The organism is Acidithiobacillus sp. YTS05 (assembly GCF_024396695.1).
GTDB classification, from domain to species: domain Bacteria; phylum Pseudomonadota; class Gammaproteobacteria; order Acidithiobacillales; family Acidithiobacillaceae; genus Igneacidithiobacillus; species Igneacidithiobacillus copahuensis.
In genome coordinates, this window is record NZ_CP094359.1 from 1,661,090 (window position 1) to 1,676,647 (window position 15,558).

Genomic DNA, 15,558 nt, shown 5'->3' on the forward strand with positions numbered 1-15,558 from the left:
CCCCCTCTACGGATGAACGGCTACTTTCTGCAAATTTCCGTGACGATCATCCAATTGCCTGTTGTAGATTACTTTGATAGATCTTTACCTTTCCCTGATCGCGCAGGGCCTGCAGGTAGGCTCGACTCAGCAGTCGCAGCCGTTGCTCCGCCAGGGACTTCTGAATTTCATCACGCACCGAGGGATTGAGCAAATCGGGACTGGGCAGGACCACCCCGGCAACCGCGTACAAGGTGCTTGCAGAGGTATCTTCCAGCGATCCCACAGTGACCTTGCCGCTGGCAGGGGCCGCTGCCAGGAATATTTTCTGGAGCAACGGCGATAACAGGCCATGCGCTTCCCGGCGGGAGATTTCGGGATAATGCACGAGCTCTGCGGAATATTCCTTTTGCCAGGAAGCAATACTCTGCTCCTTGCGTGCCGTTGCCAGCAATTGCTTGGCTTCTACCAGACGCATCTTGGCCGCCTGCTGCTGGAGCACTGCACTGCGGACTTGCGTTTCCACTGCCTGCAGGCTCCGTGTCTGGGCAGGCTGGTAATGCATCAGGTGCAATGCCAGCAAATCGCCGTTGGCAAGTCGCAAGGCGCTGCTGTTCTTGCCGGCGCGCACCGCCGCACTGAAGGCCAGCTTGACGGCTGCCGGTTCAGCGAATACTCCGGTACCAGCTTTTCCCTCCTCGAGAAGGCCGCTCTGCTCTGGCGTCAGATGGTACTGCTTGGCCACGGCCTGGAGATTTGGGCTACTGAATAAGAGATTTTTAAAGTTGTCGATCTGTGCTTCGAACTGCAGCTCGTCGGCAAAGTCCTTCTTCCCCAGAACGAGGTACTGTACCTGCATTTGCGCGGGCTGCTGGAATTCTGCCTTATGGGCCTGGTAATACTGGTCGATCTCTGCGGCACTGGGATGCACCTGGGCAATGAATTGCGCATTATGCAGGGTCAATACGGAGACATCGCGGTATTCCTGGGACCACTGCCAGACTTGTTGCGCCTCCTGGGGCGAGGCACTGGCGAGGATCTGGGGCAGGGCCTGTAATTGCTCCAGCAGCATCCCCTGGCGCAATTGAGCCTCGAACTGCGCGGGAGTCAGACCATTTTCTTTGAGGAGTTGATCATAACGGGTTCGGGAAAACTTCCCGTTTTCTGCAAAAACCGGCATGGCAACGATCTTTGCGCTCAGGGCGCTATCCGGTACCTGCAGATGCAGTTTGCTCGCCTGGTGCGCCAGCAGCAGATCGTCGATCATGCTATCGAGAACCTGCTGCGCGAAAGCTGGGGTCTTGGTCACTTTGCTAGCCGTGTCACTGCCAAAAACATGGGCGTACTGCTCTTTCGCCTGTTGCAGACGGTGTTGAAAGAGGCTACTGCTGATCTTTTCGCCGTCCACTTTGGCGACCACCTCGGTGGCATCGCCTTGGTTGAATAGGTAGCCGCTTACGCCCCAAAGGATAAAAGACAAACCAATGACGAGCATCCCGATTTTTGCCACCCAGGATTGGGCCAGACTGCGAAAGACATCAAGCATAGAAAAACCTCAAAGGTGTGGACTATCCGTAAGCACCGAGACATAAAAAAAGGCGACCCCATCGGGATCGCCTGCGTTGTGGCGGGGTGGACGGGGCTCGAACCCGCGACCTCCGGCGTGACAGGCCGGCATTCTGACCAACTGAACTACCACCCCACAAGGGCTTTGGTGGGCGGTGAGGGGCTCGAACCCCCGACATTCGGCGTGTAAAGCCGACGCTCTACCAACTGAGCTAACCGCCCGACCAGAAGACCTAGTTTACTGCATCCCGAAGCGCTTTTCCAGCCTTGAACTTGGGCGAGCGGCTGGCAGGGATCATGATCTCTGCTCCCGTGGCAGGGTTACGACCCTTGCGTGCCTCACGCTCAGCAACCACAAAGGAACCAAACCCGACCAAGGTTACCTGGTCACCGGCTTGCAGTGCCTCGGTAACGACCTTGATCGCTGCATCGAGAGTGCGGCTGGCTGCAGCGCGGGATACGTCGGCTTCTTCTGCAATTTTTTCGACCAATTCGGATTTGTTCATATTTCCCTGTCTCCTGAGTGTGTACTGTAAGGCTTGACGATTAAGGCCAGAGTTTTATAGCAGGACAAAAAAAGCGCTGTCAAGAACAGCCGCAAAAATAAACCGCCCCAGATTTATTCTGGGGCGGCAATTAGTTTCAGTGCGCCGCACCACGTTTGCCAGTGCCTTCCTCGACCGGAACGGCAGCCGCCGCCACGGCGCCCTCTTCATTGGCCGGTACCGGTTCTGGCATCCGTTCCAGGGCAATGGCAAAGACCTCGTCTATCCAGCGCACCGGTTTGATGGTCAGGGCATCGCGCACGTTTTTGGGAATATCCTGCAGATCCTTTTCATTCTCTGCCGGGATCAGCACGGTGCTGATGCCACCGCGATGTGCTGCCAACAGCTTTTCTTTCAATCCACCAATCGGCAGCACTTCGCCACGCAAGGTAATTTCACCGGTCATCGCCACACTGGCGTGCACCGGGATACCGGTCAGCGCCGAAACCAGGGCTGTGACCATACCGATACCAGCACTTGGACCATCCTTGGGGGTGGCGCCTTCCGGCACGTGAATATGCACATCCCGGTTCTGATAGAAATCCGGGGCAATACCGAGAATACCGGAACGGGCGCGCACCACGCTCATCGCTGCCTGGATCGACTCCTGCATGACGTCGCCCAGCTTGCCGGTGATCAGCAACTTACCCCGTCCGGGGACCACCACCGCTTCAATGCTGAGCAGTTCGCCACCCACCTCTGTCCAGGCCAGACCAGTGACTTCGCCGATGCGATTCTCTTTCTCGGCCTTGCCAAAATCGAAGCGCTGTACGCCGAGATACTTGTCGAGATTGCGCTCGCTGATCTGTATCTTGCGGCGCTTTTTGTCGAGGAGCAGCTCCTTGACCACTTTGCGGCAAAGGCGTGCCAGTTCCCGTTCGAGATTCCGCACCCCAGCTTCGCGGGTGTAATGACGGATGATATCCCGAATCACGGCCGTCGAGATCTGGATTTCGTCCTTCTGCAAACCGGCCTTCTCAATCTGCTTGGGCAGCAGGTACTGATTGGCGATGTGGATTTTCTCGTCTTCGGTATACCCCGAGATGCGAATCACCTCCATACGATCCATCAGCGGTGCCGGGATATTGAGGGTATTGGCAGTGGTGACGAACATGACCTCGGACAGATTGAAATCCACCTCCAGGTAATGATCGTTGAAGGTGTTGTTCTGCTCCGGATCGAGGACTTCGAGCAGGGCCGAGGCCGGATCGCCGCGAAAATCCATGGCCATCTTGTCGACTTCGTCGAGCAACATCAGCGGGTTGCGGGTACCCACCTTGGACAGGCTCTGCACGATTTTGCCAGGCAAGGCGCCGATGTAGGTGCGGCGATGCCCGCGGATTTCCGCTTCATCGCGAACGCCGCCGAGAGACATGCGCACGAATTTGCGCCCCGTCGCTTGCGCGATGGAACGGCCGAGACTGGTCTTACCCACCCCTGGCGGGCCCACCAGACAGAGGATCGGACCATGGCTGTTGCCGACCCGCTGCTGCACTGCGAGATATTCCAGGATCCGCTCTTTCACGTCTTCCAGGCCGTAGTGGTCGGCATCCAGAATCTCCTTGGCATGGGCCAGGTCCTGGGTCATCTTGCTGCGCTTCTTCCACGGCACGGCAACGAGCCAGTCGATGTAGTTGCGCACCACGGTGGCTTCCGCCGACATCGGACTCATCATGCGCAGCTTTTTCAGCTCTGCGTCGGCCTTGGCACGCACGTCTTTAGGCATGCCGGCCTTCTGAATCTTGCGTGCCAGCTCGTCGGCCTCGTTGCCGCCCTCCTCCGACAGATCCCCCAGCTCCTTTTGAATGGCCTTCATCTGCTCGTTGAGATAGTACTCGCGCTGGCTCTTTTCCATCTGCCGCTTGACGCGACCGCGAATCCGCTTTTCCACCTGCAACAGATCGATCTCAGACTCCATCATGCCGAGCAGATGTTCGAGCCGCGCGCGGGTCTCGGCCTTTTCCAGGATTTCCTGTTTTTCCTCGAGCTTGAGGTTGAGATGGGCGGCCACGGTATCGGCCAGGCGCGCCGGGTCGTCGATGCTCGCGAGGGTTTGCAGGATCTCGGGCGGGATCTTCTTGTTGAGTTTGACGTAGGCCTCGAACTGCGCCTGCACCGAACGAACCAAGGCCTCCAGCTCGCGGTCATTGGCGGTACCGGAACGCACCACGGCAATCTGCGCGCGCAGGGTCTCTTCGGCCGGCAGAAAGGCCTGGATACGGGCCCGGTCGGTACCTTCCACCAGCACCTTCACCGTGCCATCCGGCAACTTCAGCAGTTGCAGGATGGTCGCGACCGTTCCCATGCGGAAGATCCGCTCCGGCTCGGGATCGTCATCGGCGGCATTGCGCTGGGCAACGAGCAGGATCTGCTTGTCGCCGGCCATGGCGTCCTCCAGGGCGCGGATGGATTTTGGCCGTCCGACAAAGAGAGGGATGACCATAAAGGGAAACACCACCACGTCGCGCAGGGGCAGGACGGGGACGATGAGGGATTCTTCGCTCATGAGAGAACTCGTTTTGGATTCAGCCACGCTTCACTCCAGGGTAGCGGGGAAGAAAAACTCTCCCCATGGAAGGAGGAAATGGGGGCCGACGCTGTCGTTTTCAACAGCGTCGGATCAGGAAGGTTCAGGCAGGGTGAGAAGCATCCACCTTGGCCGCTTCATCGTAAACCAGCAGCGGCTGGTTGCCATTTTCGACGACCCCGGCATCGATCACGACCTTTTTGATACCCGACATGGAGGGTAGCTCGTACATGGTATCGAGCAAAATATGCTCGAGAATCGAGCGCAGTCCACGCGCACCAGTCTTGCGGGTGAGGGCCTTCTTGGCAATGGCGCGCAGGGCCTCGGGGCGGATCTCGAGCTGGATGCCCTCCAGGGCAAAGAGCTTTTGATACTGCTTGACGAGGGCATTCTTGGGCTCGGTAAGGATCGTCACCAAGGCATCTTCGTCCAGTTCTTCGAGCAGGGCGAGGATGGGCAGGCGACCGACAAACTCCGGGATGAGTCCATAACGCACCAGATCCTCGGGTTCGAGATTTTCCATCATCGTCGCCGTGGCCAAGTTTTCCTTACCTTTCTTGATCTTGGCCCCAAAGCCAATACCGCCCTTCTCCAGACGGCTGGCGACGGCCTTTTCCAGGCCGGCAAAGGCACCTCCACAAATGAAGAGGATATTGCGGGTATCGACCTGCAAAAACTCCTGCTGCGGGTGCTTGCGGCCACCCTGCGGCGGCACCGAGGCGACCGTGCCTTCGATCAATTTGAGCAGGGCCTGCTGCACTCCCTCCCCCGACACATCACGGGTGATGGAGGGATTTTCGGACTTGCGGGAAATCTTGTCGATTTCATCGATATAAACGATGCCCGTCTGCGCCTTCTCAACGTCGTAGTCGCACTTCTGCAGCAGCTTCTGGATGATGTTCTCGACATCTTCACCGACATAACCGGCCTCGGTCAGGGTCGTGGCGTCGGCCATGGCGAAGGGGACATTGAGCAGGCGCGCAAGGGTCTGCGCCAGCAGCGTCTTACCCGAACCGGTGGGGCCGATGAGCAGAATATTGCTCTTGTCGAGCTCCACATCGCTACCCGACCCGCCATGTTCAAGGCGTTTGTAATGGTTGTACACTGCCACCGACAGGACCTTTTTGGCGACGTCCTGACCAATGACATAATCGTCCAGGGTCTGACGAATCTCCATCGGCTTGGGAAGCTTCTGCTCCTTGTCGCTGGCAGTTTCGTCCAAGGATTCATCCTTGACGATATCATTACAAAGCTCAATACATTCGTCGCAGATGAAGACGTTGGGTCCGGCAATCAGCTTGCGTACTTCGTGTTGCGTTTTGCCACAAAAGGAACAACAGAGGTTCTTGTCACCACTGCTCTCGTTTTTTCCAGACATCGCTACACTCCTGCCTGTCTTCAGGCACTCTCGTCATCACCGCGATGGGTGATGACGGCATCAACCAAACAATACTCTTTTGCTTCATTGGCAGACATGAAGAAATCTCGATCGAGATCTCGCTCGATCCGTTCTTTGTCCTGACCGGTGTGATGCACCAGGATCTCGTTCAGACGCTCGCGAATCCGCAAAATCTCTTTGGCGTGGATGTCAATATCGTGCGCCACCCCCTGAAAGCCGCCCGAAGGTTGGTGCAGCATGATCCGTGCATTGGGAAGGGCGTAGCGCTTGCCAGCGGCCCCTGCGGCGAGAAGCACTGCCCCCATACTGGCCGCCTGCCCCACGCAAACCGTACTGACAGCGGGTCGGATGAATTGCATGGTATCGTAAATGGCCAGCCCTGCCGTCACCGAACCCCCCGGGCTGTTGATATAGAGGGCGATATCCTTTTCCGGATTTTCCGCTTCCAGAAACAGGAGCTGGGCCACTACCAGATTGGCCATCATGTCTTCCACCGGGCCGACCAGGAAAATGACTCGCTCCTTGAGCAGGCGGGAGTAGATATCAAAGGCGCGCTCGCCACGTCCGGTCTGCTCGATAACCATGGGAACATACCCCAGAGCCCGCGTTTCCAGCATATTTTCGTCCTGCAATATCCGCTTCATCACCACTGCCCTCCAGGTTATCCTGCTTCAGCCCTCACTGCCTGTGCCAGCGCGACCACCAATCAGGTCCTGAAACCCGATCTTCTGTTCTTCCACTGTAACACGCTCCAGCAGCCAGTCCACTACCGCATCCTCCAGGACCATCGATTCCAGATTTTCCATCCGTTCTTGATCCTTGCGATACCAGGCCATGAACTCACGCGGGTCTTCGTACTGCTCGGCCATTTCCGCCAGGGCCTGCTCCATCTTTGCGCTTGCTGCACGCAGTTGCTGCTGGCGAGCCAATTCGGAGAGGATAAGACCCAAGCGCACGCGCTTTTCCACTTCGGCAACCTGCTCCGCACTGAGTTCACCCTCTCGACCCTGCTTTTGCCGCTCCGCCTCTTGCTCAAGCAACGCCTTGGGTACTTCGATTACGTTGGCGGCCAGCACTTCCTGCATCAGTCCTGCCTTGAGCTGCTGACGGCTGAGTCGCTCGGCTTCGCGCTGGAGATTGGCACGCACTTCTTCCTGCAGAGTCGTAACGTCGCCATCCTCGATACCCAGGGAGCGCGCGAACTCGCTGTCCAGCTCAGGCAGTCGTGGCTCGGCAATGTCCTTCACCCGCACCAGAAAATCCGCCATTTTGCCAGCCAGTTCGGCCACTGGATACTCTGCCGGGAAGGGGACGGCAACCTGCTTTTCCTCTCCTGCAGACATCCCAATCAAGGCATTTTCCATCTCCGGCAAAAGACGCCCCGCGCCGATGAGAACCGGATAATCATCCATGGTTCCGCCAGCAAAGGGTTCGCCATCGATCTTGCCGACAAAATCGATCAGCACGCGATCCTGGGCCTGCGCTGCCCGTTGCACCGAGACGTAGTCCTGGCGCTGCTGGCGCATGACGGTGAGCGTGCGTTCGACGTCCTCGTCGGTAATTTCCACGACATTGCGCGTCAGCGAGGCGCTAGGCGTCTGCGGGGTAAACTCTGGATAGACTTCGACCACCGCGGTAAAGATCAGGTCCTGTCCCGGCGCCCCCTGCTCGACGTTGACCTCAGGCCGCGCTACCGGGCGCAGTTCGTGGCTGCGCAGGGCATTGGCATACTGTTCGTTGATCAACTCGTCGAAGGCCTCGAGCAGGGCATCACGTCCAAACTGGCGCTCGACCACCGGCATCGGTACCTTGCCCGGGCGAAACCCCGGCAAGCGGGCATGTTTCGCCTTGTGGCGCAGGGATTCCTTGTAATGTGCTTCGACATCGGCGGCAGGCACCGTAAAACGCATATGCCGCTGCAACGGCGCATCGGCTGGGGTACTCAACTCCATGACTTGATCCTTTCTCTGCTGTGTTTCCATGGTCATAGGACCATCCTAAGACCTTGACCGAATTTGCTCAACTTCAACGCAAGCCGCGGCTCCCGGGCTTGACTGCCGGTGAACCCGCGGCACAGAGGGGACAGTTGGCCGCCTCCCAGGTCTGCACGGGCAAACGAAGCAGCGGATAATACGGCACTCCGTCGAAATCCGGAATGCCCCCACTGCTACGGTCGATGATTGCCGATACTGCCAGTACTTTTCCCCCACCGGACTGCACCACGGCGATGCATTCGCGGGTGGAGCCACCGGTAGTGGTAATGTCTTCGACCACCAGCACCCGTTCGCCGGGATCGAGGGCAAAGCCACGCCGCAGGCTCATCTGTCCGCCCTCCCGCTCGGTAAAGAAGGCGCGCACCCCCAGGGCCCGTCCGCACTCATGGGCAACGATGACCGCGCCCATGGCCGGACCGACAACCGCGGTGATCTGTGCACGCAATGCCGCGGGGATACCGGCGACCATCGCCTCGGCGACCTGGGCAGCGTGCTCGGGATGCTGCAAAACCCGAGCCGATTGCAGATAGGTATCGCTGTGCAAACCCGAGGAAAGCAAAAAGTGACCGTGCAGGAGGGCGCCGTCCTGCTCATACAGGGCGACAAGTTGATCGGGATTGAGCATTGGCTTCACCATTTATCGTTTCTCCACAATGGAACGGGCCTACCGTACACTCGCCGCGGCCATATCGGCAACGATCGCGGCGACGACGGCACCGGGATCGGGGGCGGCCGTAATCGGTCTTCCGATCACCAGGTAATCGGCGCCTTGGGCCAGGGCCGCAGCGGGGGTGAGGACACGCCGCTGGTCGTCCCGGGCAAAGCCCGCGGGACGAATTCCCGGTGTAACGCGTAGCAAAGCCGGCAGCTCCTGCCGCAATTGCCCAGCCTCCTGGGCAGAGCATACAACACCGGCGAGCCCGGTCTCCGCGCTCAGTGCGGCGAGCCGTCGCACCTGTTCGGCGGGCTTGCTGTGGCAACCAATCTCTTCCAGATCAGCAGCATCCAGACTGGTGAGGACAGTAACGGCAATCAGCAGCGGCGGCGCAGCACTGACGGACACGGCCTCCCGCGCCGCTTCGAGCATTGCCCGCCCGCCGCTGGCATGCACATTGAGCATCCATACGCCCAGCTCGGCTGCCGCCCGACAGGCGCCGGCAACAGTTGCCGGGATGTCATGAAACTTCAGATCCAAAAATACCTGAAAGCCGCGCGCCTGCAGATTTTCCACCACTGCCGGGCCGGCGCGGGTAAACAGCTCCTTGCCGACCTTTACCCGGCATTGTTGCGGGTCAAGACGATCGGCCAAAGCGAGGGCCGATGGAGCGTCCGGAAAATCGAGAGCTACGATGAGTGGGGTCATGCTGCCAGTCCTCCGCTGCGAAAGGTGTCCCAATGGCGACAGCTGGGGCAGCGCCAATAAAATTCTGCGGTCTGGTAGCCACACTGCTGGCAGTGAAAGAGCCCGTCGGCAAGGGGCAATTCCGCAATTGCCCGCTGCATTTGCGGTACGACGGCGGCAGCATCGCCGCCGGCGCGCAGATAGAGTTGCAGGACGACCCGATCATCGCCGTTACGCAGCTTATCCTGCAGTAACGCGATAACTTTTGCGTCTCCTTCCACCTGACGGACAGCCTCCACAAGCCGCGGCAGCAGGAGAGAGGCACTGTCTGCCAGAGTCAGCAATTGCGCGCGCCAGGCGCGGCAATCCAGCGACGCTTCGCAGTTGCGCAGGGTTTCCAGATACGGTACCAGAATCTGCGCCAAGACCGCGAATCGGTCAGGCTGCAACAGCGTCGACCAATGGCGCGCCGCAACTTCCCAATCACGCTGCCCATGGGCAATACGACCACGCAGCAGGACGAGCCGGGGACACTGCGCATCTGCCCGTTCCGCTTCGCTCAGATAGGTTTCAATGGCTTCCTTGCGGCGCAACCCCTCTTCCGCAAGCTCACAGTAGAGCAAGGCGATAATCCGGTTCTGTCCCGTCTGGCCACGCTCACGCAATGCTCGCCGCGTGCGTATGGCCTGCTCCCAGTCGCCGCCCAACTCATAGACCTCCGCCAGGAGTTCGCGCGCCGGCAACGAGTCACCGTCCTTGCGCAACAAATCCACCAAAATCGCCTCAGCACGATTGAGAATTCCGGCCTTGAGATAGTCGCGGGCCATTTCCAGCAGCACTTCCTGCTTGCCGACAAGGTCCAGCTCTTGCTGATCGAGCAGATGTTGATGCACGCTGAGCGCGCGTTCGAGCTCACCGCGACGTCGGAACATGCGCCCCAGGGCCAGCAGCAGCTCGGAACTCTCCGGGTAGCGGCGCAGGGCGTCGAGGAAGGTTTTGACCGCCTCGTCGTTGCGTTCGCCAAGAAGGTGCCCCAAACCCTGCACATAGGCACGCGGCAATGGAACTGGCGTCGGGCGACGGACACGACGGGCGGAAACCCACCAACCTGCCAAAAAGGCGATTGGAAGCAGCAGAAACAGGGCCAGGGTCAGCGTACCCATGGCAGCGGCGACAACTAACTTACGGACGCAGGGGCGTAGTCGACCTGCTCACGCAACTCCTTGCCGGCCTTGAAATGCGGCACCCGTTTTTCCGGCACTCGTACCGATTCGCCAGTGCGAGGATTGCGCCCCACCTTCTCCGGACGAATATGCAGGGAAAAGCTTCCGAAGCCCCGGATCTCGATCCGTTCATCCTGCTGCAAGGCGTCGCTCAGATATTCGAGAATGTGGCGAGTGGCATTTTCAATATCCCGCGGCGGCAACAGTGGGTGTTTCGCACTGATATATTTGATCAATTCTGACTTTGTCATTGGCAATCCTCCCAATCTGCAGGAAAGAAGCAGGCCATCGAACACGGCAGGTCGATGGCCACCCAGAGGGCGAACTCAGCCCTCTTCTTCCTGCTTGCGCTTGAGCTGCTCCTTGATCAGGTCGCCGAGGCTCGTGGTGCCGGTGGCGGCGCTGCGCGCATACTGCTGTACCAGGGCTGCCTGGTCTTCCGAAGATTGGCTGTGTACTGCTTCGCGCGCCTTGCTGCCCAAGGTCAAGCTGCGATTTTTCCGGTCCACCACGGCGATCGCGACGCGCACCGGGCTTCCCTCTTGCAGCTGCGTACCCTTGGCGATCTCGCGCGTGGGGAGAAATCCTTCGACCCCTTCCGCCAGACGCACCAGGACCCCCTTACCGTCGACGCTAATGACTTCGCCGTCGAGCATCTCGCCCTTGTCATTGGCCGCCACAAACTGAAGGAATGGATCGTTTTCGAGCTGCTTGATGCCCAGGCTGATACGCTCCCGCTCGGGATCGATACTGAGCACCACGGCATCCACCGAGTCGCCTTTCTTGAAGTCGCGAACGGCCTCTTCGCCGGGACGATCCCAGGACAGGTCGGAGAGATGGATGAGACCGTCAATGCCACCGTCCAGACCAATGAACACGCCGAAGTCGGTAATGCTCTTGATCTGCCCGGATACCCGGTCGCCCTTCTGGAAGTTGTCGGAAAAGTCTTCCCACGGATTGGGGAGACATTGTTTGATGCCCAGGGAGATACGGCGACGATCTTCGTCGATATCGAGTACCATGACCTCCACTTCCTGGCCCAGATGCAGCGCCTTGGCCGGATTGACGTTCTTGTTGGTCCAGTCGATCTCGGAGACGTGCACCAGGCCCTCGACGCCGTCCTCGATTTCGACAAACGCACCATAGTCGGTGATGTTGGTGACCTTGCCAAAAATACGGGTGTGTTCGGGGTAGCGACGGGCGATGTCCTGCCAGGGATCGGCACCCAACTGCTTCATGCCCAGGGAGATGCGGCCACGCTCGCGGTCGAACTTGAGGACAATGACTTTGACCTCGTCACCGGCGTTGACCACTTCGCTGGGATGCTTGACGCGACGCCAGCCCATGTCGGTGATATGCAGCAGCCCGTCGATGCCACCCAGATCGATGAAGGCACCATAGTCGGTAAGATTCTTGACCACACCTTGCAGGATCGCGCCCTCCTGAATGCTTTCCAGCAGCTGGCCGCGCTCGGCACTCTGCTCCTGCTCGACCACCGCACGCCGCGAAACGACGACGTTGTTGCGCTTGCGATCGAGCTTGATGATCTTCATCTCCAGCTCTTTGCCTTCCAGATAGGCAACATCGCGCACCGGACGCACGTCCACCAAGGAGCCGGGAAGGAAGGCGCGCACACCGTCGATGCTGACGGTAAAGCCGCCCTTCACCTTGCCGGTGAGGAAGCCCTTGACCACCGCATTGTCGGCAAAGGCCGCCTCGAGCTCTTCCCAGGTCTTGGCGCGCCGCGCCTTCTCGCGCGACAGACGGGTTTCACCCATGCCATCTTCGACGGACTCCAGACAGACCTCCACCTGGTCACCAACCTGGACTTCCAAGGCGCCTTCGGCATTGCGAAACTGCTCGGCGGGAATGGGTCCTTCGGATTTGAGCCCGACATCGACCATGACGATGTCGTTGTCGACCCGGGTCACGGTACCGACGAGCAGGTCACCGGGCTTGAGGCCCTGGGAGCTTTCACTCTCGGCAAAGAGTTCGGCAAAACTGGGTTCGGACTGCACTTCACTGTGTAGGGTGGTCATAAAATTCGCTAAACCTCGTGATGGAGCGCTGCTCTGCCCCGATACATGCTGTAACTGCCATCATTGGCAACAAAAAAACTCCCCGAGGGCGTCACGCGTCCACCCTTCGAGAACCCGAAAAGTCTGTTCAATGGTCTGACCGCTATTGTCCAGAACGCGCGCATCCGGTGCAGGCACCAGAGGCGCGACACTGCGCTCGCGATCACGGCGATCGCGCTCGGCGATCTCCCTTTCAACCTGCGCGAGAGTAGCACTAGCTCCCTGTTCTAGCAACTGTTTTAGGCGCCGCTTGGAACGTTCTTCGACACTTGCAGTAATAAATACCTTGAGGGGCGCATCAGGAAACACCACCGTTCCCATATCGCGACCGTCAGCTACAAGACCGGGCGGCTGGCGGAAATCCCGTTGCCGTTGCAGCAGTGCGCGCCGCAGATCCGCAATCACGGCCAGTTGCGAGGCACGCTGTCCCGCCTCGGCACTACGTAATTCCTCGGTAACATCCTCGCCATGGAGGAACGCATGGGTCGCAGCGTCCTGTTCTGCAAAATGCAACGGCAGATCCCGCGCCAGGGCAATCAGTGGCACCTCATCCAGCGGCTGCGCCTGGAGCAGGCCAGCACGCGCCGCCGCCAGCCCCGCGGCGCGATAGATCAAGCCACTGTCGAGTAAATGCCAACCGAGGCGCGCGGCGAGCAGTCGGCTGAGGGTACCCTTGCCGACGCCACCAGGGCCATCGATGGTGATGACCGGAACGTTGCTCATGAGACCACCTGCGCCAGATCCAGGCCCGCCTGGCGGGCAAGCACGGGGAAAGTGGGGAACGAGGTAGCGACATTTTCGCAATCCAGGATCTGGATCGCTTCCTCGGCACGCAAGGCAGCCATGGCGAAGGACATGGCGATGCGATGATCACCGTGGCTGTCCACTGTTCCCCCACGTATTTGGCCGCCATCGATGCGCGCGCCATCGGCGGTTTCCTCCACCAGAACTCCCAGATTCCGCAATCCCGCGGCCATCACCGCGATGCGATCGCTTTCCTTGACCCGCAGCTCTTCCGCCTCGCGCACCCGCGTCTGCCCCTCGGCGCAGGCGGCGGCGATAAAGATCGCTGGGAATTCGTCGATGGCCAGGGGCACCAGACGCGGCGGAATATCGATGCCGTGCAGCTGACTGGACCGCACCCGAATATCCGCCACCGCTTCGCCTCCTACCTCACGCAACTGGGTGAGGTCGATGCGCGCGCCCATACGGGTCAGGATCTCGATGACGCCGGTGCGGGTGGGATTGATACCGACATTTTCCAAGAGCAGGTCAGAGCCTGGGGCGATGGTCGCGCCGAGCAGGAAGAAGGTGGCCGAGGAGATGTCGGCAGGCACGTCGATGCATTGTCCTGCCAAGCGCCCGCCCCCTTGCAGACAGGCGCGCAAAGGTTCTTGCGACACCTCATAGCCAAAGCCGCGCAGCATGCGCTCACTGTGATCGCGAGTGAGAGCCGGTTCACGTACACAGGTCTGACCCGCGGCGTACAGACCCGCCAGCAGGATTGCCGACTTTACCTGGGCGCTCGCCATCGGCAGGGTATAGTCGATGCCGTGCAGCCGCGTACCCTCGATCTGCAGCGGCGCCTTGCCCTCCTTGGACGCGATCCGTGCCCCCATGGCCTGCAAAGGGTCGATCACCCGCCCCATGGGACGCCGATGCAGACTCTCGTCACCTACCAGAGTGCTGGGAAAGTCTTGCCCCGCTAGCACCCCCGCCAGGAGGCGCATGGCGGTACCGGAGTTCCCACAGTCGAGGGGTTTTGCCGGCGCGCGCAGTCCGTGCAGACCAACCCCCTGGATCCGCAGCTTGCCGTCGTCCGGCCCGTCGATCTGCACGCCCATGGCGCGGAACGCAGCGATGGTAGCCAGGACATCTGCGCCTTCCAGAAGGCCACTGACTTCCGTCACTCCCTCGGCCAGGGCACCGAGGATGACGGCGCGATGGGAAATCGATTTATCCCCCGGAACGCGCAGGCGCCCGCGCAAGGCGCCGCCGGGCTGGACGAGATACTGCATGGTCTGCCTCATGACGAAGGAAAGCGAAAACGGGAGCGGGTCTGTTGTCCGCGGCTCAGACTGGCAAGCAAAGGAGCCGGGTCTTCCCCAGCCAGGACTCCGTCGAGCCGCCCCAAGCCCTCTTGCAGACGCGCCAGTCGAGCTCGCACGGCAGCACGATTCTGCCAGAGGATGTCGGCCCAGAGCCGCGGGTCGCTCGCGGCAATGCGGCTGAAGTCGCGCAAGCCACCGCCCGCCAGCAGGGCCAACTCCGGCTCTGCGCCAAGGAGCTCAAGGTAGGCGAAGGCGAGGAGATGCGGCAGGTGACTGGTCGCGGCCAGGGCGGTGTCGTGGGTCGCCACATCCAGGTGCAAGACTTCGGCACCCAGTGCTGTCCAAAAACCGGTCAGACGCTCATCAACCTCTGCGTCGGTTACGGAACCCTGACACAGAATGCAACGGTAATCCCGGTAAAGATCCGCGTGCGCCGCCGCAAAACCGTGCTGCTCCGCACCGATGAGCGGGTGCGAAGATTGATAGCGCGCCCCCAGCAGCGCCTCTCCCTTGGCGACATTGTTCGCCTTGACACTCGCCAGGTCGGTGACAACGGCGGCCGCCGGCAAGTTCTCGGCGGCCAGCGCGAAATACACCGATAACGCCGCCGGCGGCACCGCCAGGATCAGGAGGTCGACCGCGCCGAGAGGCAAATCCGCGGGGTCTTCGCAAATCTCGTCAAACACCGCGCGACCGTGTCCCTGCGCGCTTCTCGCCAGCCCCAGATCCGATGCCGAGCCACCTGCTCCCTGCAGGATCCCGGTATATCCCCGCGCCCGTAACGCCAGCGCCAGGCTCCCTCCCATCAGCCCCAGGCCAATGATGGCGATGTTTTGGAAGGGAAAGGTGGACAT

At 60.1% G+C, this 15,558-nt stretch carries 13 protein-coding genes, 2 tRNA genes and 1 pseudogene; all 16 read right to left on the reverse strand.

Annotation, left to right across the window (positions count from 1 at the left end; all coding sequences use genetic code 11):
• Positions 1-46: 46 nt before the first annotated feature.
• Positions 47-1,525 (reverse strand): peptidylprolyl isomerase, encoded by a 1,479-nt coding sequence (locus MQE22_RS08235; RefSeq protein ID WP_215871828.1) that lies wholly within the window; start codon positions 1,523-1,525, stop codon positions 47-49.
• A 79-nt stretch (positions 1,526-1,604) separates the two neighbouring features.
• A tRNA-Asp gene (locus tag MQE22_RS08240) sits at positions 1,605-1,681 on the reverse strand.
• Positions 1,682-1,691: 10 nt separating this feature from the next.
• A tRNA-Val gene (locus MQE22_RS08245) sits at positions 1,692-1,767 on the reverse strand.
• An 11-nt stretch (positions 1,768-1,778) separates the two neighbouring features.
• A pseudogene (locus tag MQE22_RS08250) lies at positions 1,779-2,075 on the reverse strand (HU family DNA-binding protein); the annotation flags it as partial.
• Between the two features lie 112 nt (positions 2,076-2,187).
• Positions 2,188-4,596 (reverse strand): endopeptidase La, encoded by a 2,409-nt coding sequence (gene lon / locus MQE22_RS08255; RefSeq protein ID WP_215871830.1) that lies wholly within the window; start codon positions 4,594-4,596, stop codon positions 2,188-2,190.
• 124 nt (positions 4,597-4,720) lie between these two features.
• A complete protein-coding gene (gene clpX / locus MQE22_RS08260; protein ID WP_215871831.1) occupies positions 4,721-5,995 on the reverse strand; it encodes an ATP-dependent Clp protease ATP-binding subunit ClpX in 1,275 nt (424 codons plus the stop codon).
• A 20-nt stretch (positions 5,996-6,015) separates the two neighbouring features.
• The gene (gene clpP / locus MQE22_RS08265; protein WP_303652381.1) at positions 6,016-6,660 is read right to left on the reverse strand and encodes an ATP-dependent Clp endopeptidase proteolytic subunit ClpP; all 645 of its coding nucleotides are present in this window, start codon (positions 6,658-6,660) and stop codon (positions 6,016-6,018) included.
• 27 nt (positions 6,661-6,687) lie between these two features.
• Entirely contained in the window at positions 6,688-8,004 is a 1,317-nt protein-coding gene (gene tig, locus MQE22_RS08270) for a trigger factor (protein WP_255789511.1), read from the reverse strand.
• Between the two features lie 37 nt (positions 8,005-8,041).
• Complete coding sequence (gene pyrE, locus MQE22_RS08275; RefSeq protein ID WP_226827308.1) at positions 8,042-8,647, reverse strand: orotate phosphoribosyltransferase; 606 nt, start codon at positions 8,645-8,647, stop codon at positions 8,042-8,044.
• Positions 8,648-8,674: 27 nt separating this feature from the next.
• Positions 8,675-9,373 (reverse strand): orotidine-5'-phosphate decarboxylase, encoded by a 699-nt coding sequence (pyrF, locus tag MQE22_RS08280; protein ID WP_215871832.1) that lies wholly within the window; start codon positions 9,371-9,373, stop codon positions 8,675-8,677.
• Positions 9,370-10,515, reverse strand: coding sequence for a tetratricopeptide repeat protein (locus MQE22_RS08285; RefSeq protein ID WP_215871833.1), 1,146 nt, complete (start codon positions 10,513-10,515; stop codon positions 9,370-9,372). Before MQE22_RS08285 ends, pyrF begins: the two co-directional genes overlap by 4 nt.
• 14 nt (positions 10,516-10,529) lie before the next feature.
• On the reverse strand, positions 10,530-10,826 hold the full coding sequence (locus MQE22_RS08290; RefSeq protein WP_215871834.1) for an integration host factor subunit beta: 297 nt from the start codon (positions 10,824-10,826) through the stop codon (positions 10,530-10,532).
• Between the two features lie 75 nt (positions 10,827-10,901).
• Positions 10,902-12,614, reverse strand: a complete 1,713-nt coding sequence (gene rpsA, locus MQE22_RS08295) for a 30S ribosomal protein S1 (protein WP_255789512.1) — start codon at positions 12,612-12,614, stop codon at positions 10,902-10,904.
• Between the two features lie 60 nt (positions 12,615-12,674).
• The gene (cmk, locus tag MQE22_RS08300) at positions 12,675-13,376 is read right to left on the reverse strand and encodes a (d)CMP kinase (protein WP_215871836.1); all 702 of its coding nucleotides are present in this window, start codon (positions 13,374-13,376) and stop codon (positions 12,675-12,677) included.
• On the reverse strand, positions 13,373-14,671 hold the full coding sequence (gene aroA, locus MQE22_RS08305) for a 3-phosphoshikimate 1-carboxyvinyltransferase (protein ID WP_215871837.1): 1,299 nt from the start codon (positions 14,669-14,671) through the stop codon (positions 13,373-13,375). The genes cmk and aroA overlap by 4 nt, the downstream gene beginning before the upstream one ends.
• An 8-nt stretch (positions 14,672-14,679) precedes the next feature.
• On the reverse strand, positions 14,680-15,558 hold the full coding sequence (locus MQE22_RS08310) for a prephenate dehydrogenase (RefSeq protein WP_215871838.1): 879 nt from the start codon (positions 15,556-15,558) through the stop codon (positions 14,680-14,682).